Origin of the sequence: Thalassospira profundimaris WP0211 (assembly GCF_000300275.1) — a bacterium.
GTDB classification, from domain to species: Bacteria; Pseudomonadota; Alphaproteobacteria; order Rhodospirillales; family Thalassospiraceae; genus Thalassospira; species Thalassospira profundimaris.
Genome location: NZ_AMRN01000011.1, coordinates 137,715 through 162,892, shown reverse-complemented (window position 1 = coordinate 162,892; position 25,178 = coordinate 137,715). Strand labels below are relative to the sequence as shown.

The window sequence follows — 25,178 nt, the reverse complement described above, 5'->3', positions numbered from 1 at the left end:
GGTCACCGCCGGGCCTTCCAAATACAGCAACTCATATTCCCTATAGTCACACGACTTTGAAAAACCCTCGACCTTAACCGGTCGGGGGTTTTGTCGTTTCAGGCTTTCAGAATTAGGGTGCGTGGCACCTCACAGTACTGTGAGGATATGTGTGGAATGTCTCACGCCTCTTTGACTTGGCGTGTGCGAATGGTGCAGTGACGAATTTGCCCTTCGCCCTTACGGTTAAATCATCACCTGGACTTGAGTGTCCGCATTTAACCGAAGGGAAACGAAGATGAAAAAAGCAATGGTTCTGGGTGCAGCATTGAGTGCTGCTGTTTCAATGGCTGCGATCAACCAGGCAGCGGCCGATGGTGCTAAGGAAAAATGTTTTGGGGTGTCGCTGGCGGGTCAGAATGACTGTGCTGCTGGTCCGGGCACGACCTGTGCCGGTACCTCGACTGTCGATTATCAGGGCAATGCCTGGAAACTGGTTCCGGCTGGTACCTGTGAAGATATGAGCTTCACCACGGCGGATGGCCGCGAAGTCATGGGCAGCCTCGAAGCGCTCGATCGCGATATTCCGCAGGGCTAAGTCCGGCAATCCCCAAACCTAACCCCAAGCCTAATCGCGTCCCAACGGACGGTCAGCACAGATCTGCATATGTCTCCCCCCTGTCCCGATGTGCTGGCCGTCCACCCGCGTAAATGGCGAAAAGACAAGGTTGCCCCGATATGACACCGCTGACACAGCTTCCTGAACGTGCAGGTGTTGGCTTCAAGGCCGAGCACGCCCAAGATATTTTTGGCGCAGCCCACGCTGTAGGCTGGTTTGAAATCCATCCGGAAAACTACATGGTTGCCGGTGGCCCGCGACTTGCCATGCTGGAAGAGCTTTGTGCGCACTATCCGGTCTCGACGCATGGGGTCGGCTTGTCACTTGGCGGCGGGGAGCCGTTAAACAAGAACCATCTGGCAGACCTTAAACGGCTGGTCGACCGGTTCAATCCCGCCATGGTGTCGGAACATATTGCATGGTCCGCCCATGAGGGGCTTTATATGGCTGATCTGCTGCCGACACCGATGACGAAGATGTCGCTTGCGCAGTTGGTGGATGCGATCAATCGTGTGCAGGACTTTATTGGTCGACGGATCCTGATCGAAAATCCGACGTCCTATGTCCCCTTGCCGCAAAACTCGATCCCCGAACTTGAATTTATAGCCGAGGCCGCCGCGCGCAGTGGCTGTGGATTGCTGATTGATGTAAACAATGTTTACATATCGGCGCATAATCTGGGCTTTGATGCCAATGCGTTTATTGATGCGGTGCCCGGTGATCTGGTCGGTGAAATTCATCTGGCCGGGCATGAGGAAGACACCAATCCCGACGACAATGTTCTGATCGATACCCATTCCCGGCCTGTGGCCGATCCTGTTTGGGATCTGTTTGACCGTCTGATCGCCCGGATCGGGAGCAAGCCGACCCTGATTGAATGGGATAATGATGTCCCAAGCTGGGATGTGCTGGCGCGTGAAGCAGCCCTTGCTGACCGTCATCTTGAATATGCCGCTGGCGCGCAGTTTAAGGCCGCGTCATGACGGAGCTTAAGGCATTTTATGACGGCTTTAGCGACGCGTTGCGTTCCCCAGAACCGGATGCGGTGCCAGCGGGTGTTGCGGACGGTTACGCGCACCGTTTCGCGATTTACCGCAACAATGTTCATCGTGGCCTGTATGACGCGTTGGGGGCTGCTTACCCGACGGTGCGCAAACTGGTCGGGGATGGTTTTTTTGATCAATTGGCGAAGGGTTTCGTTCAATCCGAAACCGTGCGTGCCGGATCGCTTGCCCTTTACGGGGCGGGCTTTGCCGAATTTCTGGCAAACCACCCGGTGCGCGATCGTTTGCCGTACCTGCCGGATGTCGCAAGGCTTGAACGTGCCCGGCTGGAGGTTAGCACGTCCGAAGACGCCAAGCCGCTTCTGGCCGAAGAGCTCGGCGGGCTTGAGGACCAGTTGGAGGCCATGACACTGCGTGCGCATCCGGCCTGTCAGGTCGTGGCGTCGGAGTATCCGATCTTTGCCATCTGGAATGCGCAAAACCCGGTCGATGGTGCCGAGATCGGTAAAACCAGCATCGTGCAATGCGCTGAAACCGTTCTGGTCACACGTCCTTATATGCAGGTTGAAATGCGCGTGATTACCCATGGTCAGGCGGCGTTTTTTGCTGCGCAAACGCGCGGGGGGGTGAGCCTTGGCGATGCGTGCGCCAAGGCCCTTGAGGTCGATGCGAATTTTGATGTGATGGCAAGCTTTGGCACGTTTTTAACAATCGGGGCATTTGATGCCCGCCTTACGATCCCGAGAGGAAACGGGCATGATGATGCATAATATAATTGGCGGCTATGCCCGTCTTGAGAGTAAAATGGACGCCCTAGGCCGGCGCGATGTTATTGGCATTGTCGGTCGGGGGCTTTTTGTTCTGTTGCTGCTGCCTTATTACCTTAACAGCGCGATGACCAAGATTGACGGCGTTGGCCTCAGTGCGGGCGCCTTCGCGCAGATCCTGCCGCCAATTGCAGAGCAGTATCTTTATGATACCTCCGCCATTCCGTTCTTCCCGTGGCACCTGATTGTCTGGGCCGGCACCCTTGGCGAATTTGTCTTGCCGATCCTGATTGTTGTCGGCCTGTTCACCCGCCTTGCAGCCCTTGGCATGATTGGCTTTGTCGTGGTTCAGACGGTCGTGGATGTTGTGTTTCACGGTGCCGCACTGGGCGGGCTTGCCAATGGATTGCCGACCGAGCTGATCGATCATCGCCTGCTTTGGATTTCGCTTCTGGTAGCACTGGTTCTTGCCGGTGGTGGCAGGCTTTCGGTGGATCGGTTCCTGTCGCGCCGACGCGCCTGATGGGTGTCAGATCGGCAGCAACATCGGCGCCATTGATGCGACCAAAAGCACGGCCATGATGATGTTAAAGATGCGGGTTCGGTTACCCTGACTGATAAAGGATCGCATGGCCGCGCCAAACAGCGCCCAGCTTGAAATAGATGGGATGTTGACCAATGCGAAGACGGCGATCATTACCAAAAGCCCCTTTATGCCAGCTGACGGCGCCGTGTAGGTGACTGTTACGATCAGGGCGACAGTCCATGCCTTCGGGTTCAGAAGTTGCAGCATTGCGGCCTGAACAAATCCGATCGGCTGTGCTGTCGTCTGATCTTTGGTCTCAAGCGATCTGATCTGCGATATCTTGTAGGCAAGCCAGAGAATATAGCCAAAGCAGATAACACGCAGGGCATCCTGTGCCATTGGAAAACGTTCCAAAATCTCGCCCAAACCTAATCCCACCACAAACACCATCGACAGAAAGCCACTGCTGATGCCAAGGATCAGCGGGATGGTGCGGGCAATGCCAAAATTGGCGCCAGAGGCAAGCAGCAGGAAATTGCCCGGACCGGGCGAAACGGACATGACAAAGGCAAAGCCGATCAGGGCTGTAAGGTTTTCTGGGCTCATGATTTGATCATCCATCTGGGTAAGTGGTCTGGTGATCATTGATCATTTCCGGGGGCGCGTCTTTGCGATAAGCTGCCAATAAATTATCAGATCGTTCCAAATCGCGATGATGGATAAAATGCAGCAAGATGTGCTCAGTGACGTTTGCGCCGGATTACGGTTGCGCAGTGATCTGTATTTCACGGCGGAGCTTGCCGGGGATTTCAGTGTGCATATCCCGGCGGACGGCGCACGTATCCGGTTTCATCTGGTTTTGGCAGGCGGGTGCAAGCTTTTGCTGTCTGAAAATGCACCACCAATTGATGTTTGCGCAGGTGATCTTGTGCTGGTGCCAAATGGCCGTGGGCACATTCTGTGTGATGCGCCGGGTACAAAGGCGGTTGCGCTGTCTGATGCGATGGTGGTCGGGTTTGACCCGGTTGCCGGGGTCTTGCGCAATCAGCCTGAAGGCTCCGGGGATGTGAGATTGCTGTGCGGGTTTTGCGCCTTTGATGACGATGAGCGTCATCCGAGTTTTGGTTTGATTGAGGATCACGTGATCCTGCGCGCAGATGATCCGACAGCACAGGCGCAATCCTCAATCGTGGCGATGATCAAGACCCTTGCGCAAGAAACACAGCCCGGTTGGCGCAGTGCCTTGGCGCGTCTGATGGAGGTCCTTGTGATCGCGCTTATGGCAGCACAAGTAAAGCGCGCCGATCTGCCGCAAGGTTTCCTTGCCGGATTGGCAGATAAGAAGATCGCACGCGCACTTTCAGCCATGCATGCCCAGCCGGAACGTGAGTGGACCGCGGAGCTTTTGGCCAAACAGGCCGGGATGTCGCGGACGCGTTTTGTTGTGCGGTTTGGCGACTGTGTCGGGATTGCGCCAATGCAATATCTGCAAAATTGGCGGATGCGCCGGGCCAAGGCGCTTTTGCGCGATACCAACTTGTCGATGGATGAGGTTGCCTTGCGCTGCGGCTATCTATCGATGCCGGCATTTTCGCGGCGGTTCAAGGCGCAATATGGTGAAGGGCCGGGGGCGTTCCGGCGGGGATTGCGGCAGCCGGTGGCGGGGCAATAGGCCCTGTTTCGAAGCCTATTTTGCCGCGAACCGGTCGTTCTGGGCGCTCGCATCGCGCAGGCTTGCGAGGTATTCCTGGCTGATCTCGTGGACCGCCATGATATGCCCGTAAAGCAAGTCTTCGGCGGCCTTGACGTCACCGCGCAGGATGGCATCGACAATGCCCTGATGTTCTTCGTGTGAGGAGGCAAGGCGCGACAGGCTTTGGAACTGCACTCGGCGGAACGGGGCGACGCGTCGACGCACCGAAAGCGTAACGTCGACCAGCACATCGTTATGCGTGCCGCGATACAGCGTATTGTGGAACGACCGGTTCAGCGTTTCGTAACCGTCGCTATCGCCCAGGCGCACCGTTTCGGCCAATTCATGGTGCAGGCGTTCAAGGTTGTGGCGCTCACCACTTGTCATGCGCTTGGCTGCAAGCCGCCCGCAGGTGCCTTCGAGTTCGGCCATGCTTTCAAACATCGCCGTCAAGCGCTCCGGGGTTGCAAGCGAGACATAAACACCGCGATTGGGAATCTTTTCAGCAAGTTCGGTTGCGGTCAAAAGCTGCAGGGCTTCGCGCACCGGTGTGCGTGAAACGCCAAACCGCTTGGCCAGAAGCGGTTCTTCCAAACGCTGCCCGGGGGGGAGCTTTCCTTTGACGATGTCATCTTCCAGCGCCTGACAAAGCTGTTGGGCGATGCCGACCTGTTCGGTCTGTTCGGACGGGGTGCTGAGCGCTTGGCGAAGCTCGATCATCTGAAGTCGTTACCCTTCTTGCGAGGTTTGGTTGGGCTCCTATTGATCAAATGTATACACCAATTTTCAAGGCAAGGCCAAGTTTCTCAAGGGTTGTAAAATCCGCACATTTTTTCGCGCCAGTTCCTGCATATTTATTGTGCAGCAAAAATGTGCATCGCAATATTTTGACTATTTAATTGGCATTTTGAGCATCAAAGAATAAGAGGAATTTTGTTAAGTCATTGAGAAATATGCAATGGCATGTGTGTTGCAAGATGTATACACAGTGCGGAATGCATTCCGTTGAGATCACGTTTCAGAGAAATAGCTATCTCTATCAGGGAGACATCAATGACAAACATTAAACGGCGCGATTTTCTGACCAAATCGGCAATCGGTGCGGCAGCAACCGGTGCAGGCGTTATCGCCGCACCAAGCATCGTTCGTGCGCAGGAAACCTTTAACTGGAAAATGACCAATGCCTATGGTCCGGGTTCACCTTTTTATGTGACCGGTCCGGGCAGCCCGGAAGATTTCTGCAAGCGCGTGACGGAAATGTCGAATGGTCGTCTGAACATTCAGCATTTCGCCGCAGGCGAGCTGATCCCGGCCCTTGAAGGTTTTGACGCGGTTCAGGCCGGTACGGTCGAAATGAATGCGGCCAATGCCTATTTCTGGGCGGGTAAAATCTTTGCTGCTCAGTATTTCACGACCGTTCCATTCGGTCTGAACTTCCAGGGTGTAAATGCCTGGTTGTATCATGGTGGCGGGCTTGAGCTTTGGCATGAAGTTTATCAGCCATATGGTCTGGTCGCCTTCCCGATGGGCAATACCGGCGTTCAAATGACCGGCTGGTTCCGCGAGCCGATTGAAAGCCTGGATGATTTCAACGGCCTTAAAATGCGTATCCCGGGTCTTGCCGGGAAGGTCTATCAGCAGATCGGTGTTGAAGTGAAGCTGCTTCCGGGCGGGGAAATCTTCCCGGCACTGGAACGTGGCGTGATTGATGCGGCCGAGTTTGTTGGCCCGTATCAGGACCGTCGTCTGGGCCTGCAGAAAGCCGCCAAATACTATTACACCACCGGCTGGCATGAGCCGTCCAACGTCACCGAACTTCTGATCAACCAGAAAGCCTGGGAAAGCCTTCCGGCGGATCTGCAGGCGATCGTCAAGAACGCCGCACAGGCGTGTAACCTTGATAGCCATTCCTGGTGTGAAGCCAACAACGCAGCCGCCCTGCGTGATCTGGTCGAGAACTTTGGCGTTACCGCGCAAACCCTGCCAGATGATGTTGTGACCAAGCTTAAGGACATCACCAAGGATACCCTTGAAGCCGAAGCCGCCAAAGACCCGATCACCAAAAAGGTCCATGACAGCTTCATGGCGTTCCGCGACACGCACCGTGAATGGGCCGCGATCAGTGAAAAGCCCTATCACGGGATCATTTCATCGAAAGGCGGGATGAGCTGATATGAAGTCGACCCGTACTGAGCCGCTACCGGACCGCGTTCTTGGTCTGGTTGTCGATATTGCCGGATGGGGGGCTGCGATCAGCGGTCTTGCCCTTGTTCTGGTGGTCGGTGGCAATGTGTTGCTGCGCTATCTGTTTAATTCCGGAAGTGTGGCGATGCAGGAACTTGAATGGCATCTGGTGTCGCCAATTGCCCTGATGGGGATGGCCTATGGCATGCGCCATGGCGGACATGTGCGGGTCGATTTCCTTTATGAACGTCTGGGCCCACGGGCCCAGGCGATCATCGACCTTTTCTCGGCCGTTTTGATGGTGGTGCTGGGCGCAGCACTGATCTGGTTTTCGATACCCTATGTCGCGCAATCCATCATGATGGGCGAAGGCTCCCCCGATCCGGGTGGCCTGCCATATCGCTTCTTGCTCAAGGCCTTTATTCCGATAGGGTTTGGTCTTTTGCTCATTCAGGCGATTGCCCAGGGCCTTATGAATTATCGTCAAATCGTTGCGGGTAACCGCGGCGAACCTGCCTTTGATGCACCTGATGTGGTCACGCAAACCGGTGCAGGAGACTAATCAGACATGACCGGAAATGAATGGCTGGCCATCGGCATGGTCGGGGGCTTCTTTGGCTTCCTCGTACTTGGTGTGCCAGTGGCGATCTCGCTTGCGATTTCGGGATTTGCCTTTGGAATTATGGGGTTTGGTACCGGTTTGTTTAACCTGTTGCCGGCACGCGTTTATGGGGTTGTGACCAACTATACGCTGCTTGCCTTGCCGCTTTTCATCTTCATGGGGGTGATGCTTGAAAAGTCCAAGCTGGCCGAAGAACTGATTGATGTGATCGGTCACGCCATGGGGCGGCTCAGAGGCGGCATGGGACTTGCCATCGTCATCGTTGGCGTTTTGATGGGCGCGTCTTCGGGCGTGGTCGGCGCGACCGTTGTGACGGTTGGTCTTTTATCCCTGCAGCCCCTGATCAATCGCGGCTATGACAAGGGGGTTGCCAGTGGTGTGATTTGCGCATCGGGCACCCTTGGACAGATCATCCCGCCCAGTCTGGTGTTGATCTTGCTTGCTGATATTCTTGGTGAGTCTGTCGGCACACTGTTTGCCGCCGCCATGGTGCCGGGCTTGATTCTGGCCGGGATGCTTGGGCTTTATCTTGTGTTGTTGGGGATTTTCAAACCCGACATGGTACCCGCCATCCCCAAGGATGAACGCGATGCCATGAGCACGCAGCAACTCCTGATCAAGATTGCCAAGGTGGTCGTGCCGCCTTTGGCGCTGGTCTTTGCCGTGCTGGGCTCCATCGTTGGCGGGATTGCCGCCCCGACAGAGGCCGCATCCATGGGCGCACTTGGTGCGTTGTTGCTCGCCCTGTTTTCCGGGCGTCTGAATTTCGGTGTGATGCGCGATGTCTTGCATGACACGCTGATCACAAGTGCGATGGTATTCTTCATTCTGATCTGTGCGCAGCCTTTTGGCCTGGCCTTTCGTGGTTTGGGTGGCGAGGGGCTTGTTCATGCGATGTTTGAATGGGTGCCGGGCGGGGATATGGGCAACCTTCTGTTCATGATGGCCGTGATCTTTGTGCTTGGCTTCTTCCTTGAATGGATCGAGATTTCCTATATCGCGCTTCCGATGTTCTTGCCGGTCTTTCTCAATAGCGGGATCGACATGGCATGGCTTGCCATTCTGGTGGCGATGAACCTTCAGACCAGCTTCCTGACGCCACCGTTTGGCTGGGCGTTGTTCTTCCTGAAGGGAGTGGCACCGCCATCGGTTTCGACGGTCGATATCTATCGCGGGGTGATACCGTTCATCGGTATTCAGGCGCTTGCCCTGATCCTGTTGTTTATCTTCCCGGAACTGACAAGCTGGTTGCCAAATCTGATCGGCTGGTAGGCCGGTTTGGAAAACAGGTATTCTACAATGTGAAAAGGCGCTGAACGGAAACGCAAAACAGCGCTATGAACAAACCGGGCATGTCGCAAACAACGCGGCATGCCCGCAAGCATAAGGCAGGGAGATCAGCTGATCATGTTACGTTCAAGAACCGCACTCGGTGGCATGGTCACCGCACCCCATCATCTGGCGTCTGAGGCCGGACGTGATATTCTGCGCGAAGGTGGCAACGCGGTCGAGGCGATGATTGCCGCCGCTGCGACCATTGCGGTTGTCTATCCGCATATGAACGCGATTGGTGGTGATGGTTTCTGGCTGATTGCCGAGCCCGGCAAGGATCCGGTTGCCATCCGGGCATGTGGCGGGGCTGCAAACCTTGCATCACCAGACTTTTACCGCGAACAGGGCAAGGCCGCGATCCCGGCCCGTGGTCCGCTTGCGGCCCTGACAGTCGCCGGTGCGATTGGCGGCTGGATCAAGGCGGCCGAGGTCGCGGCATCAATCGGCGGCAAAATCCCGCACAGTCGCCTGATGCGTGATGCGGTCCATCATGGCAAAACCGGGGTGCCGGTTACCAAGTCACAGGTTGCCCTGACCACGACCAAAATGGCAGAGCTTAAAGACTCACCGGGCTATGTTGATACCTATGCCGCAAACGGTATTCCGGCGATTGGCGATGTGCTGAAACAGCCGGCCCTTGCCGCAACGCTAGAGCATCTTGGTCGTGTTGGCTTTGATGATTTTTATCGCGGCGATATTGCGCGGACCAATGCCCGCGGGCTTGAGGCAGTCGGAAGTCCGCTTCGCCTGACCGATTTTGAAGCCTATCAGGCCAAAATCATGACGCCGCTTTCGGTCAAACTTTCGGCCGGGACCGTTTTCAATATGGTGCCGCCGACCCAGGGTGTAGCATCGCTGATGATCCTTGGCCTGTTTGATCGGCTGGGACTTTCCGGCGCGACACTGGACGGGTTTGACCATGTCCATGGATTGATTGAGGCGACCAAACGGGCCTTCCTGAAACGTGATGCCCATGTCGGGGATCCGGACCGGATGAGCATCGATCCGATGTCGTTGCTATCTAATGAAATGCTCGATCATGAAGCCGCCAAAATCGATATGAAAACAGCATTGCCCTGGCCGCATGTCGCCAAGCCGGGCGATACGATCTGGATGGGGGCGGTTGATGCCAATGGTGTTGCGGTCAGCTATATCCAAAGCATCTTCTGGGAATTCGGATCGGGTGTTGTGGTGCCCGAAACCGGCGTTCTGTGGCAAAACCGCGGGGCCAGCTTCACGCTCCATGATGGCCCCAATCAGTTGGGACCGGGCCGCCTGCCGTTCCATACGCTCAATCCTGCCTTGGCAAAGCTTAATGACGGATCGGTGCTGACCTACGGCACCATGGGCGGCGAGGGACAGCCACAAACCCAATCGGCTGTCTTTACCCGCAATGTGATGTATGGGCAGGACCTGCAGGAAGCCGTTAGCGCGCCGCGCTGGTTGCTGGGGAAAACATGGGGCGAAGACACGACAACGCTTAAACTCGAAAACCGCTTTGACCCGGCCCTGATCGAACAGCTGAGATCAGCCGGTCATACGGTCGAGGTTGTTGGTCCCTATGAGGACATGATGGGCCATGCGGGTGGCATTCGATTAAAGCCCAATGGCGTGATGGAAGGGGCCACAGATCCGCGTGCGGATGGTTCTGTTGCAGCACTTTAGGCCAAATCAAAGCCGCCAAATCAAAGCCCCGCAAATGCGGGGCTTTGTTGTTTAGGAAAATTCCCACTCAATCACATGGCGATACGTCTCGCCGGGTTTGAGCCACGGGCTTGGGAAGTCCGGATTGTTGGGGCTGTTGGGGTAGGTTTGCGGTTCAAGCGCAATGCCGCCTGATGTGTGAAGCGGCACGTCGTTTTCGGTTTTCATCGCATCATTGAAATGCTGCGCGAGATAGAATTGCAGACCGGCCTCGGTCGAAAACAGTTTGATCGACCGTTTTCTTGCTGGATCGGAAAGGGTGGCGATCTGGCGCAATTCGCCGCGGGGTCCGGTCAGGCAGAAATTGTGATCAAAGCCCTGCGAAGCATGGGCCAGCATATCGGAAATCCGCGCCGGGCTTCGGAAGTCATAGCCGGTCCCCATAACGTCGCGGATTTCGCCCGTCGGGATCAGTTTGTCATCAACTGGAAGCCATTGATTGGCGTTGATTTGCAGGACGTGATCGCCAGCGGTTTTATCAAACGTTCCCGTCAGGTTCCAATAGGCGTGGCTTGTCATGTTGACCGGGCAGGGCTGATCGCAGGTGGCGGTAATTTCAAGGCGCAGACGATTGTCCGCAACAAGTGAATAGATCGCAGACGTGCTCAAAGTGCCAGGATATCCCTGGTCGCCCGCGGGCGAGGTCAGCTTAAACGTAACACTGCGCTCTGTTTGATCGGAAATGGTCCAGAGCCGCCTGTCAAAGCCATCCGGTCCGCCATGCAGGTGGTGTTCGCCTTCGTTCGCGGCGAGCTCCACGATATCCCCGTTTTCATCCGGGTAGCGCGACTTTTCAATGCGATTGGCATAACGCCCGCACACCGCCCCGATATAGCTATCCTGATCAAGATAGGCGGCATCATCGATGAGATTAACCGCGATATTGGTTTCCGATCCGTCCTTCAGATCACGCAAATATACCCCGCAAAGGCGCGCGCCAAGCGCAGAAACCAATACGCGAATCTGAGAGCTCTCTAATGCAGCACGGGGGGCGTTTTCGCCCTTTTGAAGTGTGTTGGTGTGTGGTTTTGCCATGTCTGGTATCGCGATGGTTTGTGACATTCGATTCTTGCCAAGATATTGATTTTTATTGGTTTAGCCAAGTTTTAATGTCGCTTGGCGCGATCACTCTAAAGGATGATGCACTATATGGTTGAGGGCTTAGAAATCATATTGTAATACTATATGGCTTTTAAGCAATAAGCCACTCTTAGGGAGGAAATCGTGGTAAGTTTTAAGAAGATGGCAGTTTCTACTGCCGCAATGGGTGTTGCACTTGGTCTGTCGTTTGCTGCACATGCAGAAATGATGATCGGTTTCTCGCAGATCGGTTCGGAAAGTGGCTGGCGTACGTCTGAAACGGCGTCGATCAAAGCCGAAGCTGAACGTCGTGGAATTGATCTGAAATTCTCCGATGCACAGCAGAAACAGGAAAACCAGATCAAGGCAGTCCGTTCCTTCATCGCGCAGGGCGTGGATGGCATTCTTCTGGCTCCGGTCGTTGAAACCGGCTGGGATCAGGTTCTCAAAGAAGCAAAAGACGCCGGCATTCCGGTCGTCCTCGTTGACCGTGGTGTTGATGCAAGTGAAGACCTGTATCTGACCAAAGTGGCGTCGGACTTCGTGGTCGAAGGTGCACTGGCCGCTGCATGGCTGGCTGCTGAAACCAATGGCGTTTGCGACGTTGTCGAACTGCAGGGAACTGTTGGTTCGTCTGCCGCCAACGACCGTAAGGAAGGTTTTGAGTCGGTTGTTTCCAACTTCCCGGCCATCAACATCATCCGTTCGCAGTCCGGTGACTTCACCCGTTCCGGCGGCAAGGAAGTCATGGAAAGCTTCCTGAAAGCTGAAAACGGTGGTGCCAACATCTGTGCGGTTTATGCCCACAATGACGACATGGCACTGGGTGCCGTTCAGGCCATCAAGGAAGCCGGTCTGAACCCGGGTGAAGATATGCTCATCGTATCCATCGATGCGGTGCCAGATATCTTCAAGGCGATGGCCGATGGCGACACCAACGCCACCATCGAACTGAACCCGCATCTGGGCGGCCCGTCCTTTGACGCGATCAAGGCGGCAAAGGCTGGTGAAGAAGTTCCGAAATGGATCAAGGCAAATGGCCCGCTCTATCTGCCTGATACCGCTGCGGAAGAATACAAAATGCGTAGCAAATAACCTCTGACTTCCCCCATGGGTTCTGCCCATGGGGACAAGAGGAACGCTTCTCATTGCATCGGACGTGCTCCGGCGATTGCCGGGGTGCGTCCGGCTGTATCCGCAGCAAAAGACTTCAAAGACAGACTAGGGAGAGGGGCAGGATATGTCAGACACAGTGCTTTCAGTGCGCGGTGCGGGGAAGTTCTTTCCCGGCGTCAAGGCGCTGGAGGATGTGGATTTTGACCTTGAACGCGGCGAAATTCACGCCCTTCTGGGCGAAAACGGGGCCGGTAAATCGACCCTGATCAAGGTGATCACCGGGGTGCATCCGCGCGATGCCGGTACGGTGTCACTCGAAGGACAGGAAATCCATCCGCAGCATCCCGGTGATGCGCAGGAACTCGGCATTTCAACCGTTTATCAGGAAGTCAATCTGGTGCCGACACTGTCGGTGGCCGAAAACCTGATGTTGGAACGCCAGACCCGCAAATTCGGGTTGATTTCATGGAAAAAGACCGAGGCCGATGCCAAGACCGCCCTTGAGATTTTGGGGCTTGATATTGATGTCAATCGGCCGCTGGGCTCCTATTCGGTGGCGATCCAGCAATTGGTGGCAATCGCGCGCGCCGTCGCCCTTGATGCCAAGGTTCTTATTCTTGATGAACCGACCGCGTCACTTGACGGCGAAGAAATCAAAACACTGTTCCGGATCATGGGCGAGTTGCGCGACAAGGGGCTGGGGATTGTTTTTGTCACCCACTTCCTTGATCAGGTTTACGCGGTAACCGACCGTATTACCGTGCTGCGCAATGGCCGCCTGGTGGGCACGTTTGTCACCAAGGAACTGGCCCAGATTGATTTGATCAATCACATGCTCGGGCGTGAACTGGCCGAAGTCAGCGCGCATCGCCATCAGGACGAAGGCAGCTATGATGGCCCTGCGCGCCAGATCCAGATCAAGAATTTGGGCAAAAAGCGCGTGCTTGAGCCTGTGTCACTTGATCTGAAAGCTGGCGAGATTGTCGGTCTGGCCGGTCTTTTGGGATCCGGCAGGACGGAGCTTGCCGAACTGGTATTTGGCACCCAAAAAGCCGATAGCGGCCTTGTGTTTCTGGATGGGGAGCCGGTTATGCTGCGTTCCCCGCGTCATGCGATCCGGGCCGGTTTCGGGCTGTGCCCCGAAGACCGCAAACAGGACGGCATTGTTGCCGAACTGAGTGTGCGCGAAAATATCGTGCTTGCCCTTCAGGGGCGGCGTGGTTGGCTGCGCCCGATCCCGCGCGCCGAACAACAGAAATTTGCCGATGACATGATCAAGGCATTGGGTATCGCCACCCCCGACAGTGAAAAGCCCGTCGGGCAGCTCAGCGGTGGCAACCAGCAAAAAGTCATTCTGGCGCGCTGGCTGGTGTCCAAGCCGATCCTGTTGATCCTTGATGAACCGACACGCGGGATTGATGTGGGCGCCCATGCCGACATCATCAAACTGATCAAGGAGCTCTGTGACGAGGGGCTGGCATTGCTGGTCGCCTCATCCGAGCTTGAAGAAATCGTCGCCTTTGCTGACCGCGTGGCTGTGATGCGCGATCGTGAAAAGGTTTCTGAACTGGTGGGTGCGGAAATCACCCAGAACAGCATCATCGAGGCGATTGCACGATGACCAGTTTAAAAGACAAAAAGAAAATACGGGAAAGCAGCACCATGTCTGCATCTTCTTTGTTAAGTCGACCCTGGTTTGGTCCGGTTGCCGCACTGATCTTGATCGTGCTGGGGATCGGGATCATTTCACCGGATTTCTTCAACATCCGCATTGTTGACGGGCACCTTTACGGATCGCTTGTCGATGTTGTCCATCGCGGGGCGTCGACCGCCCTTGTTGCGGTGGGGATGGCGATTGTGATTGGCACGCGCGGCATTGATCTTTCGGTGGGCTCGATCATTGCCATTTCGGGGGCGGTGATGGCGGTTCTGATCCGCGATACCGATCTGCATCCGGCTGTCATTATCCTGGCCGCCCTTGGTGCCGGGATTTTGTGCGGTTTGTGGAACGGCATCCTTGTCGCCTTCCTTGATATTCAGCCGATCATTGCAACGCTGATCCTGATGGTGGCCGGGCGGGGCATTGCCCAGATGATCACCGGTGGTCAGATCGTGACCTTCCACGGCGAATTCTTTGAAGGGATCGGCAGTGGTTATCTGCTGGGTATTCCGTGGCGGGTGATTATTGCGGCCGCCGTGATTGCGGCGATCTATTTCATCATGCGCAAGACCGCCCTGGGTCTGTTTGTTGAATCGGTTGGCGGCAATGCGCGCGCCAGCCGGGTCGCGGGCATCGATGCACGCGGTATCAAGCTGATGGCCTACGCCGCATCTGGCCTGTGCTCGGCCTTTGCCGGGATCATCATTGCCGCGGACATTCGTGGGGCGGACGCCAACAATGCCGGGCTTTGGCTTGAACTGGATGCCATTCTGGCGGTTGTCATTGGCGGTGCATCGCTGATGGGCGGTCGGTTCTTTATTGCCATGACCGTGATTGGCGTTCTGATCATTCAGGCGCTGACCACCGGCATCTTGTTGTCGGGTCTTCCTTCGCAATACACGCTCATCGTCAAGGCGGCGGTGGTGATGGTCGTTTTGCTGGTGCAGGCGCCCAAATCCCGCGAACTTGTGGGGCAGGCAATGGAACGCATGAAGCGGGGGAAATCCGATGAAAATTAATGAACGGTTTTATCCGATCCTTGCCACGCTTGCGGTTCTGGTACTGCTGTATGGCTATGGCATTTTTGAACACCGCGCCTTTTCCGATACCTATGTTCTGGGCGCGCTTCTGACTGATAATGCCTTTTTGATCATTACCGCCGTTGGAATGACGTTTGTCATTCTATCGGGCGGGATTGATCTTTCGGTTGGGTCAATGATTGCCTTTATCGGTGTGCTGATGGCCGAACTTGTTACGGGCTTTGGCATGCATCCGGTGACGGCGGCCGTGATTGCGATGGTTGTCGGATCGGCATTCGGGGCGTTTATGGGTGTGATTATCGCCAAGTTCGATATTCAGCCCTTTATTATCACGCTTGCCGGGATGTTTTTCCTGCGCGGCATGTGCTTCCTGATCAATCTGGATTCCGTTCCGATTGATCATCCGTTTGTCTCGGCCTTTAGCGGGTTTAAAATCCAGCTGCCCGGTCGTGGCTGGTTGACGGCATCAGCGCTTCTGATGTTGGCGACCGTGATTGGCGGGGTGGTGATTGCCCACTTCACGCGGTTCGGACGCAATGTCTATGCGATTGGTGGGGACCGGCATTCGGCAGAATTGCTGGGTGTTCCGGTCCACAGCACCATCATCCGGGTTTACACCCTGTCGGGCTTTTTCAGCGCACTTTCGGGCGTGGTGTTTGCCTTCTATACCGCGTCGGCCTATCCACTGGCCGCGGTCGGGGTGGAGCTTGATGCCATTGCCGCCGTGGTGATTGGCGGAACGCTTCTGACCGGCGGGATGGGCTTTGTGCTCGGCACGTTCTTTGGCGGAATCATCATGGGGGTTATCCAGACCCTGATCGCCTTTGACGGATCGCTTAACAGCTGGTGGACCAAGATCATGATTGGCGCGCTTCTGTTTGGCTTTATCGTCCTGCAGCGCCTGATCACGCGTTCCTTCTCGGGCATGCGTGCCGGGGCGACATAAAGCGTCCGGCGATCAAAATACCTTCCTTCAAAACGCCCTGTTTGAATAAGCAGGGCGTTTTTTCTGTTGCTAGACAGGGTCGGTTTTGATCGTGTAATCAGGTGCCGGAACGGTGCCTGAGATTTGACGGAAAAAATGGTCAATCAGACGCATCATTCATTTTTGGTGAATAATGCGTGGTGTCTGCGCCAAACGCGTGATTGGGCGTCTTGGGGGTAAATTCAAATAGTATGAGGAATGGGGGCGGTGATCGTTTTGATCCGCCCCATCGGCATCGATTACAGGCCGATCTGATCCCAGTCATGTTCAACCGACATGCCGAGTTCCTTGCGCAGTTCGCGCATGGTCCGGCGCAGCAGGCCGTGCATTTTGCTGCGGGCCTCTTCGGGGTCGCGCTGGCTGATGGCGGCATAGACCGCGTGGTGATCGGGCAGCGACTTGACATGTGCCTTGGGCCCGCCAGACGACAGGCGGAAGGAGCCGATCAGGGCGGTTTCGATCAACATGCCAAACGATTTCATGAAATCGTTGCCCGACGCATCCAAAATGCCCTGATGGAACACAAGGTCGGTAATATAAACCGCCTCGGTACCGGGTTCGGCCTTTTCCATTTCGAAATAGGCGGTTTCAAGATGTTTGATCTGTTCCGGCGTGGCGCGGACGGCGGCCATGGCGGCCGTGTTCGGTTCAATGATCAGGCGCGTTTCAAGCAGGCTATAGAGAAAGGCCGGGTCCGGGTCCGGGAAGTGCCAGGACAGAACATCAGGATCAAGCAGGTTCCAGCTTGAGCGCGGTTTGACCCGGGTGCCGGTTTTCGGGCGACTTTCAATCAGTCCCTTGGCCGAAAGGATTTTGATGGCTTCACGAAGGGCTGTGCGTGAAACATCAAGGGATTCACTTAAGGCCGCCTCTGTCGGCAGGACATCGCCAGGCGCAAGCTTGCCCGAAACAATGCGTGCGCCAAGATCGTGGGCAACAATGCTGTGCAGACTGCGTTTGGCGTAAGTTCTCGACATGGTAGACGACATATATTCCCTCCGGCGTGGCCCTGATTGAAAAGCAAATAGGCAAAAGGCCCGCTTTGTCATTATTCATATAATATGAATTAATTTTCAGGGCAACTTATCTGGTGCCGTCAACGCCTTGTGCTGCATAGCATATAATTATTTCAGGGGGGCGTCACGATGGCTGTTACGTATTTGCTTATGTCATGAACTTATAAACAAGCTTTCAGATAATGAAAGAAAAGACTGCATGGTTTGACGCTTGACAGGCCCGGATATCCTGATCATTAATGTTATTGTATGAAGAATAAAAAACAAGATTATCAGGAGGAAGCATCACGCAGCCGCGCACGGGAACGTGCCCGGACCATTCGTCTGGTCTGAAGGGGGCTTGTCGGCGTAGCATGATGTTGGCGTCAGGAATTTTTCTCCTGTTGCGCCGCACATAGCTTGATGGATGCACTTTCTGTCAATTTTGGCCTAGAATCGTGTTTGGCGTCAGGGGAGTCCGACGTCTGACATCTGAAAACAAAACGCACGACGGGAGATGAAACGATCATGTCTGATCGCATGCCGACACACTACACAAGCCTGGAAGACAAATCGGTATTCATCACCGGTGGGGCATCGGGTATTGGCGAGGCGATTGTGACCGCCTTTGTCGAACAGGGGGCAAAAGTCGCTTTTGTCGACATCATGGAAGATGCCGGTAACGCACTTGTCGAAAAGCTTTCGAAAGATGCACGCAATAAACCTGTCTTTATCAAATGCGATCTGACCGATATTGCCGCCTTGCAAGCCGCCGTTGCCAAGGCGGCCGAGATCAATGGCCCAATCACCGGGTTGATGAACAATGCAGCGAACGATACCCGCCATAAATGGCAGGACGTCACCCCGGAATACTGGGATGAGCGTCAGGCAATCAATATTCGCCCGTCCTTCTTTGCCATTCAGGCGGTGGCGCCGATGATGCAGAAGGCCGGCGGCGGTGCGATCATCAATTTCGGATCGGTCAGCTGGATGATGGGGCAGGGCGGTATGCCCGGCTACACGACGGCAAAGGCCGCAACCCATGGTCTGACGCGCGGTATGGCGCGCGATCTTGGCAAGGATCACATCCGCGTCAATACGCTCGTGCCCGGTTGGGTCATGACCCAGCGCCAGCTAGATCTTTGGGTCGATGAAGCCGCCGAACGTGAAATCGATGAGCGCCAGTGCCTGAAAAACAAGGTGATGCCCGATGATATCGCCCGCATGGCGCTTTTCCTGATTTCAGATGAAGCGCGCATGGTGACCGCGCAAAACTTTATCGTCGATGGCGGTTGGGTCTGAGGCCCGTATCGCCACACCGTATAACCACATTGACATCCCCGTATTCCGACATAGACCCAAGATCGTTCAGGACAGAATTCATGAGACTGGTTCAATTCAAGGACACCGCCGGCGCGCAACATGTGGCCGTGGTCGAAGACCAAAACACCCTGATCCCGCTTAAGGGCGTTTCCACCACCCGTGAACTTGCGACCATCGCGCTTGCCAAGGGCATGACGATGATCGAAAAGGCAAAAATTCGTATGGGCGACACCACGGTCGACTATAACGAAGTTGCCCGTGATGGCCGCCTTTTGCCGCCGATCACCCATGTTGATCCGGCGCATTTCCTGGTGACGGGCACGGGCCTGACCCATCTTGGCTCCGCATCGGCGCGTGCGAACATGCACAAGGCCGATAACAAGGACGCCAACGAAACCGATTCCATGAAGATGTTCCGCATGGGGGTTGAGGGCGGCAAGCCCAAGGCTGGCGAACATGGCGTGCAGCCCGAATGGTTCTATAAGGGCGATGGCTCCATCGTTGCCAATCCGGGGGCGGACATTCCAAGCCCGTCCTTCGCCCTTGATGGCAGTGAGGAACCGGAAATTGCCGCGGTTTATGTCATTGATCATGACGGCACCCCGGTGCGCATCGGCTTTGCCATCGGTAACGAGTTTTCCGACCATGTGATGGAACGCCAGAACTACCTTTATCTCGCACACTCAAAGCTGCGCCATTGTGCGATGGGCCCGGAATTGCTGCTGGGCGATCTGCCAAGCCATGTCGAGGGCACCTCGCGCCTCTATCGTGATGGCAAGGTGATCTGGGAAAAGCAGTTCGTCAGCGGCGAAGACAATATGTCGCACTCCATCGCCAACCTTGAATATCACCATTTCAAATATGACCTGTTCCGCCGTCCGGGTGATGTGCATGCGCATTTCTTCGGGACCGCGACGCTCAGCTTTGCCGATGGTGTCACCACCAAGGACGGTGATGAGTTCGAAATTGAATCGCCGCTATTTGGTCGTCCGATCCGCAACCGCCTGATGGTTCAGGCAGAGCGCCCGGTGACCGTCAAGGCGATCTGATGTCTCTCTGAGACTCCCAAGGGCCAAAAACCCTGTCTACCTCCAAACGACACGACTTGCCCCGGTACTGAAATGTGCCGGGGTTTTCTTTTGGGGGGGGAGGGTGATCTAACGATACCCATCATTTCAGTCGGAGCAAAGAGGGGCCTGAAAGTCATATAAATTTTGTTGATCGGTTAAGTTCCCATCGTTGTTTGTGCGTAAATGCCTTTGAGCAGTCTTGAGTGAGAATAGGTATTCATCTTTGGATTGATTATCTCAATGGGTTGAGTCGAATTTTGATTGATCGCAATCACGAGAAATTTCTTCTGATACAGACTTATGAATGCTACTTTAGATGGTTCTCATGTCGTTAACTACGATTGCCGTTGTATGACCGAAGAAATACAAAAAGATGAAGATTCGGGCGATGTTTTCAACCTGCTATCCGGCACAATACGGAAGGGCAAAAAAGTCACGGACGTCCATTTAAGAGAGTTCGGGGTGCCGACGGGAATCAAGGATACTAAAACGAGGCTACACTGCTACCGTCTACAAATCGATGCGAACGGAAAAGTTAGATATAAGCCTCTTGCGGAGTTTCTTAGAGATAGGGTTGTAGATTATGCAATTCCGCGAAAGCGTATCGATGAAGCTAAGAAGTATCTTGAAGAGACGAATTCTACTGCTCTTCTGTCCAAGCTTGAGAGAGAAGCGAGGGGACTATTCACTAGTTTAGCCAAAAGTGGAGAAGGTGGCGAATTACTGCTTTTTGCATTCGCAGAGGCTGTTTTTGGCCTTAGTCAGATCATATGCAAGATGAGTCTGAAAACGTCTACTGAGATGCATTATCATGGCGCTGATGGAGTGTACGCGCAAGGAATTGATGGTGTAGGACTTGGTATATATTGGGGGGAGTCCAAGCTATACGGAGATTCTTCTGCTGCAGTTCGTGACTGTCTAAAATCATTAGCACCGTTCCTTCTTGAGCCAGATGGAAGTGATGCCGCACGGTCTCAGGATGTTTTTCTAATCAACGAGTTTTCGAGCTTCGATGATCCGAAGATAACCGAAGGCTTAAAGAAATACTTTGATCTTGATGATAATCATTCCCTGCAAGTGAAGCACTGCGGGATTGCTCTTATTGGCTTCGACTCAGCAGCATATTTGGAGGACGGTAAGAATACCGACAACGAGAAGCTTGAAGCAGAACTCAAAGCGCAGCTTCCCAATTGGATGAAGCAAATCAAGAAACGAATAGGTGAAGAAAATATCGCCTCTTATGAACTTATTTTTATCTGTGTTCCGATGCGTACTGTCGAGGAATTTCGAACATATTTTTTGAATCTCTTGGAGAGTTAGTGTGAGTCTCGATGAAATTCAGAAATGGTTGATCGGACCAGATGGAATCAAAGAAAGCTTTGGCGATCTTAGACTATGGTCAGCGGCTCTAAGCTTCGGAGAAGATACAATCCGATGTGAAAATCTTTCGTGTTCTCATGACTGGAGGAGGCTTCTTTTTGCGGCAAGTATTCTCGCAGAAAGTGCAGATAGAGAGCCGCAAGAGTACGCTTTGATGGTGGCCGAAGCTGCAGTTTGTTTTTCGGGTGAACCGATTTATCAAGATGCTGGCGGTTTAATCCTTGCTAGGCTATCCAACCACAGGGCGGTTCAGTTAGCCCAAGATCGCGAGTTATTGCGGCCTGAACTTGAGCATAGAATTGGCAAAATGGAGCAGCTACTCCTTACTAGGAGACGGTTGCACTCAGAGATTTTTCTTAACGAAAAAAAATCAATTCTAGGCAATAGATTTCAGACGGAGTTATGGGCAAAACTCGCCTCATCACGCTGGCTTTCCGCGACCGCTCCAACTGCCGCTGGTAAAACGTATGCAGTCTTGAACTGGTTGTTGCTCCAGCATGCATCTGGCAATGCAAAGTCTTCAGTATTCATTGCGCCTACTCGTGCTCTCGTTTCGGAGGTTGAGCGGCAACTGAATCAACTCAAATTAAACCACGGTTTGAACTCTCTCAAAGTTACCTCATTGCCAATCAATGATGAGGGGTTTCACTCAGAACCGTTCATTGCGGTATTCACCCAAGAGCGACTTCATATATTTTTGAATGCAGGAAAAGAGCCACATTCTTTTGATTACGCAATAGTCGATGAGGCGCAAAAATTATCGGATGAGCGCCGGGGAGTAATTCTTCAAGACAGTATTGAAAGAGTTGTTCGTGCAAATAGCACATGCAGGTTAGTATTTTTAAGTCCTCATAGTGATAACCCGGAAGTTTTGCTGGAGGAAGCACCTGACGGAGTTGCCACATCGGTCGTTCCAAGTAACACAGCCACCGTAATGCAGAATCTTTTGGTAGCGGAGCAAGTAAGTGGAAAAACCAAGGAGTGGACGCTTTCACTTGCTACCGAAGAGGGGAAGAGGCCATTAGGTTCGTTTTCGCTGTATGACAGGCCCACTTGTGTAAGGAAGCGCATTGCGTTCGTTGCTCTTGCGTTGGGTAAGAAGACAGTAGGGACACTTGTTTATGTCAATACGGCAGATTCAGCAGAGCGTGTTGCAGCGTTAATCTATGACGGGCTTTCCAACGACGTGTTTGAAGAGGACCAAGAACTCGCTGATCTTTCTGAGTTCTGCGAAAAAGTAATTCATCCGAAGTTCCAGTTGGTTCATCTAGTCAAGCGCGGCGTGGCTTTCCATTATGGGAATATGCCTTCTCTTCTTAGGGAGGAAATAGAGCGTCTTTTTACTTCCGGCAAGATTCGCTTTCTCGTGTCAACTTCAACTTTGATAGAGGGGGTTAATCTCGCATGCCGAACGATCATAATAAGAGGCCCAAAGAAAGGTCTGCGGCAAGATATGTCGCCACAGGATTTTTGGAATCTAGCTGGCAGAGCCGGTCGTTGGGGAGCAGATTTTTATGGAAATATCGTATGCGTGGATGTGAGTAAGCGGGAAGTATGGCCGCGAGGTCTTCCGAAAAAGACTGCTTATCCTATAAAACGTGAGACTGATCAGGTACTCGAACAGTTTAATGACCTCTCTGAATATCTCTCTAAACGTGTGGACATGGAAACCGCGTCTGTAAACGGAAAGCTTGAGCATGTTGCTGCGTATCTTATGAGTTGGCAGTATCGGGAAGGTTCGTTGAGGGATGCTCCACCCATAAAAAAGTTAACTAAGAAAATGGCGGGCGAACTCGAAGAGTTAATCAAGCCGTCTCTAGAAGCGATCGACGTTTCGCAAGCTATTGTCGACGCAAATCCAGGCATTTCTATTGTTGCTCTCCAAAGGTTGATGAATTTCTTTCGAAACGATGGAAGAGATGCAACTTTATTTCTCCCAATCCCACCGGAAGATAGTGATTCGGTCGATCGGTTTGTTGTCATATTTGACATAATCAACCTTTGCTTGGCCCCAGTATTTGCTCCGGAGAAACGTGTTCTCCCGTGCGCCTTGACTACATGGGATTGGATGCGCGGAAGAACTCTTGGGCAGATGATTGCCGCGAGGTTAAAGCGAGAACGAGCTAAACCGAAATATCAGTCTGATGAGGAGCTCCCGTATGCAAGGTTCATTCGAGAAACGATGGCTTCTGTGGAAGAGATAGCAAGATTTCTCGCTCCTAAGTATCTTGGGGCATATTTATCTGTATTGAGGCAACATTTTCAAGAAAAGGGTATTTCAAAAGAATTCCCGGATGAATTTCCTTACGATCTATTTTTGGAATTTGGCGTAAGTACGAGAACTTTGATTAGTTTAATTGGTATGGGTCTTTCTCGAACTAGTTCAATTGAGCTGAGTAATTATATAGTCCGTAGTGATTTGGGGGAGATGGAGGTTCTAAATATACTTGTTGGCGGGGAATGGGAGGGATTGGACCTTCCTGCACTTGTAAAACGTGAAATTCGTAGGGTAACTGAGCAGAAAAGACTGGAGAATTCATTCGACTTAAATGCGGAGAATAGTTGATGGCTAAAGCGACGCCAGTAAAAATCGGTGAAGTGGATTTTGCAAAAAAAGGTGATGCTCTTGAATACCTAAGAGTTATGCTTAACAGCTATGCTTTGGAAGAGCGTGTGTCGAGAGACGATGAGAATTTTCTCAGGGATGCCTTGAAGAACCATCCTGACGCCAATGACAAGTTTGGGGACGGTGTTGACCATTTTTTTGTGCGTCGGGCTGACTATGGAACTCGATGCTTTTGGGTGAGGCGCTTGGACGGTACTGAGGAGCGTTTCTCCTATAAAAGCTGCGTATAGTGAGGGAGCATGGTTTCGCTAAAGAGCGCACTATCGTCACAAGAAAAACCAGCTTTGCTGATTGGAAACGGAATTAATATTCACGGTGGAAATGGCACATCGAACTGGGATGGTCTTCTTGATAAACTAGCAAGAAGGCAAGGCTTAGAGTTTACAAGTTCAGAGCGCGAGGAGATGTCGAATACGGAGTTCTTCGACATTCTCGATTTGGCAAAGCCTTACGAAGATCGTGAGACGCTTCAAAGTGAATTCTGCGATCTAATGAAAACATGGCAACCGACGCGGCACCACGAGCGTATTGCTAATTGGGCCTTGCGAAATAAACGACCCATAGTGACTGTAAATTTTGACGAAAATTTTTCTCGATCCATAAATGCCGACTTCTATCGTTCGTCCAAGGGGTTTACAGACTTCTACCCTTGGAGTTCTTACTTTTCAGATAGAAGAATTTTGCGCCCACGTGAGGAGTTCGCGATATGGCATGCACATGGCATGATGCGATACAGGCGGAGCATTCGGCTTGGACTCACGCACTATATGGGAGCTGTGCAGCGCGCTCGAGCTTGGGTTTACAGTGTTGAAAATAGTCTGCGTGCGCGAAAAAAGCTCGGTGCTATTGATTGGCAAGGTTCAGATACATGGCTCGACATATTGTTTTTTTCCCCTGTACTAATCTTTGGGTTTAGCTTTGGGAAAGACGAGAACTTTATGCGTTGGCTTTTCTTAGAGCGTGCTAAATTACAAAAGATTGCTTCGATACAAAGCGGTGAAACATGGTTCGTTGAGAAGAAAAGCCAGAATAGCCTTAATAGAAAGGCGTTCTTCGAGCGATTGGGAATGAGATTTATTACAGTAGAATCCTATGCGGAAATTTACGAAGACCCGGCATGGATGTTGTAAAATATCAATGCGCTATAGGTTTTCGAAATTGGATGGCTTTTAGGTCAATGCTAGTGGAGTGCTTGTAAGGAAAACAGCTGAGGCTGAGGAAGTGGCAGCGCCTAGGACGATCGCGTTTTATTTGGTTATAGCTGTTTTATAGGGTGCATGACGTGAGGGTTTGAACCGCCCGGCTCAGGAAATTGGCCTAGGTTTTGGTTTTGACCGCACTCTTTGGTGCATGGATTCCCACCTGCGTGGGAATGACGGGGTTGAGGGCGTTCGTTGTGGCAGATGGATGTCGGTAGAACGCGATAAGGGCAGCGGTGGTTCGCTGCCCTTTGGTGTGTCCGGGGGTAATTTT

23 protein-coding genes are annotated in these 25,178 nt (G+C 53.3%); 19 read left to right on the top strand and 4 right to left on the bottom strand.

The window, feature by feature from the left end; genetic code table 11:
- Positions 1-277: 277 nt before the first annotated feature.
- The 4 genes from TH2_RS18430 (at position 278) to TH2_RS18415 (ending at position 2,892) form a co-directional block, all read left to right on the top strand.
- The gene (locus TH2_RS18430) at positions 278-577 is read left to right on the top strand and encodes a BufA1 family periplasmic bufferin-type metallophore (protein WP_008891960.1); all 300 of its coding nucleotides are present in this window, start codon (positions 278-280) and stop codon (positions 575-577) included.
- Positions 578-717: 140 nt separating this feature from the next.
- Positions 718-1,581: an MNIO family bufferin maturase gene (gene bufB / locus TH2_RS18425; RefSeq protein WP_008891959.1), complete on the top strand. Its 864-nt coding sequence runs from the start codon at positions 718-720 to the stop codon at positions 1,579-1,581.
- Positions 1,578-2,372 (top strand): HvfC/BufC N-terminal domain-containing protein, encoded by a 795-nt coding sequence (locus TH2_RS18420; RefSeq protein WP_008891958.1) that lies wholly within the window; start codon positions 1,578-1,580, stop codon positions 2,370-2,372. The genes bufB and TH2_RS18420 overlap by 4 nt, the downstream gene beginning before the upstream one ends.
- Positions 2,359-2,892: a DoxX family protein gene (locus TH2_RS18415; RefSeq protein ID WP_008891957.1), complete on the top strand. Its 534-nt coding sequence runs from the start codon at positions 2,359-2,361 to the stop codon at positions 2,890-2,892. Before TH2_RS18420 ends, TH2_RS18415 begins: the two co-directional genes overlap by 14 nt.
- 6 nt (positions 2,893-2,898) lie before the next feature.
- Here the strand turns inward: TH2_RS18415 and TH2_RS18410 are convergent, their stop codons facing one another.
- Complete coding sequence (locus TH2_RS18410) at positions 2,899-3,540, bottom strand: LysE family translocator (protein WP_008891956.1); 642 nt, start codon at positions 3,538-3,540, stop codon at positions 2,899-2,901.
- 79 nt (positions 3,541-3,619) lie between these two features.
- Here TH2_RS18410 and TH2_RS18405 point away from each other — a divergent pair, with 79 nt between their 5' ends.
- On the top strand, positions 3,620-4,567 hold the full coding sequence (locus tag TH2_RS18405; protein ID WP_167549080.1) for an AraC family transcriptional regulator: 948 nt from the start codon (positions 3,620-3,622) through the stop codon (positions 4,565-4,567).
- A 15-nt stretch (positions 4,568-4,582) separates the two neighbouring features.
- On the opposite strand, the gene TH2_RS18400 is transcribed toward TH2_RS18405, so the two are convergent.
- Complete coding sequence (locus TH2_RS18400; RefSeq protein WP_008891954.1) at positions 4,583-5,308, bottom strand: GntR family transcriptional regulator; 726 nt, start codon at positions 5,306-5,308, stop codon at positions 4,583-4,585.
- Positions 5,309-5,641: 333 nt separating this feature from the next.
- Between TH2_RS18400 and TH2_RS18395 the strand changes: the two genes are divergently transcribed.
- The 4 genes from TH2_RS18395 to TH2_RS18380 all read left to right on the top strand — a co-directional run bounded on the left by TH2_RS18395 (position 5,642) and on the right by TH2_RS18380 (position 10,391).
- Complete coding sequence (locus tag TH2_RS18395) at positions 5,642-6,760, top strand: TRAP transporter substrate-binding protein (protein WP_008891953.1); 1,119 nt, start codon at positions 5,642-5,644, stop codon at positions 6,758-6,760.
- A 1-nt stretch (position 6,761) separates the two neighbouring features.
- Positions 6,762-7,334: a TRAP transporter small permease subunit gene (locus TH2_RS18390; RefSeq protein ID WP_008891952.1), complete on the top strand. Its 573-nt coding sequence runs from the start codon at positions 6,762-6,764 to the stop codon at positions 7,332-7,334.
- A gap of 6 nt (positions 7,335-7,340) precedes the next feature.
- Entirely contained in the window at positions 7,341-8,666 is a 1,326-nt protein-coding gene (locus TH2_RS18385; protein ID WP_008891951.1) for a TRAP transporter large permease, read from the top strand.
- Positions 8,667-8,801: 135 nt separating this feature from the next.
- Complete coding sequence (locus tag TH2_RS18380) at positions 8,802-10,391, top strand: gamma-glutamyltransferase family protein (RefSeq protein WP_040824632.1); 1,590 nt, start codon at positions 8,802-8,804, stop codon at positions 10,389-10,391.
- A 51-nt stretch (positions 10,392-10,442) separates the two neighbouring features.
- Here TH2_RS18380 and TH2_RS18375 read toward each other — a convergent pair whose 3' ends face one another.
- Entirely contained in the window at positions 10,443-11,465 is a 1,023-nt protein-coding gene (locus tag TH2_RS18375) for an aldose epimerase family protein (RefSeq protein ID WP_081579323.1), read from the bottom strand.
- Positions 11,466-11,654: 189 nt separating this feature from the next.
- Between TH2_RS18375 and TH2_RS18370 the strand changes: the two genes are divergently transcribed.
- The 4 genes from TH2_RS18370 to yjfF all read left to right on the top strand — a co-directional run bounded on the left by TH2_RS18370 (position 11,655) and on the right by yjfF (position 16,272).
- Complete coding sequence (locus TH2_RS18370) at positions 11,655-12,605, top strand: ABC transporter substrate-binding protein (RefSeq protein WP_274517104.1); 951 nt, start codon at positions 11,655-11,657, stop codon at positions 12,603-12,605.
- A 145-nt stretch (positions 12,606-12,750) separates the two neighbouring features.
- Complete coding sequence (locus TH2_RS18365) at positions 12,751-14,247, top strand: sugar ABC transporter ATP-binding protein (RefSeq protein ID WP_008891947.1); 1,497 nt, start codon at positions 12,751-12,753, stop codon at positions 14,245-14,247.
- Between the two features lie 41 nt (positions 14,248-14,288).
- Complete coding sequence (locus tag TH2_RS18360) at positions 14,289-15,305, top strand: ABC transporter permease (RefSeq protein WP_040824631.1); 1,017 nt, start codon at positions 14,289-14,291, stop codon at positions 15,303-15,305.
- Complete coding sequence (gene yjfF, locus TH2_RS18355; RefSeq protein WP_008891945.1) at positions 15,295-16,272, top strand: galactofuranose ABC transporter, permease protein YjfF; 978 nt, start codon at positions 15,295-15,297, stop codon at positions 16,270-16,272. Before TH2_RS18360 ends, yjfF begins: the two co-directional genes overlap by 11 nt.
- 278 nt (positions 16,273-16,550) lie before the next feature.
- Here yjfF and TH2_RS18350 read toward each other — a convergent pair whose 3' ends face one another.
- Positions 16,551-17,300, bottom strand: coding sequence for a FadR/GntR family transcriptional regulator (locus TH2_RS18350; protein WP_120225880.1), 750 nt, complete (start codon positions 17,298-17,300; stop codon positions 16,551-16,553).
- 534 nt (positions 17,301-17,834) lie between these two features.
- Between TH2_RS18350 and TH2_RS18345 the strand changes: the two genes are divergently transcribed.
- From TH2_RS18345 to TH2_RS18320, 6 genes are all read left to right on the top strand, one after another.
- Positions 17,835-18,608 carry an SDR family NAD(P)-dependent oxidoreductase gene (locus TH2_RS18345; RefSeq protein WP_008891943.1) on the top strand — a complete coding sequence of 258 codons (774 nt, stop codon included), beginning with the start codon at positions 17,835-17,837 and terminating at the stop codon, positions 18,606-18,608.
- Between the two features lie 80 nt (positions 18,609-18,688).
- Complete coding sequence (gene araD1 / locus TH2_RS18340; RefSeq protein WP_008891942.1) at positions 18,689-19,678, top strand: AraD1 family protein; 990 nt, start codon at positions 18,689-18,691, stop codon at positions 19,676-19,678.
- 372 nt (positions 19,679-20,050) lie between these two features.
- Positions 20,051-21,019, top strand: a complete 969-nt coding sequence (locus tag TH2_RS18335; RefSeq protein ID WP_008891941.1) for a HamA C-terminal domain-containing protein — start codon at positions 20,051-20,053, stop codon at positions 21,017-21,019.
- 1 nt (position 21,020) lies between these two features.
- Positions 21,021-23,645 carry a DEAD/DEAH box helicase gene (locus tag TH2_RS18330; RefSeq protein WP_051007666.1) on the top strand — a complete coding sequence of 875 codons (2,625 nt, stop codon included), beginning with the start codon at positions 21,021-21,023 and terminating at the stop codon, positions 23,643-23,645.
- Entirely contained in the window at positions 23,645-23,935 is a 291-nt protein-coding gene (locus TH2_RS18325) for a DCL family protein (RefSeq protein ID WP_008891939.1), read from the top strand. The genes TH2_RS18330 and TH2_RS18325 overlap by 1 nt, the downstream gene beginning before the upstream one ends.
- A gap of 9 nt (positions 23,936-23,944) precedes the next feature.
- Positions 23,945-24,835 carry an SIR2 family protein gene (locus TH2_RS18320; RefSeq protein ID WP_008891938.1) on the top strand — a complete coding sequence of 297 codons (891 nt, stop codon included), beginning with the start codon at positions 23,945-23,947 and terminating at the stop codon, positions 24,833-24,835.
- The last annotated feature ends 343 nt before the right edge of the window (positions 24,836-25,178 follow it).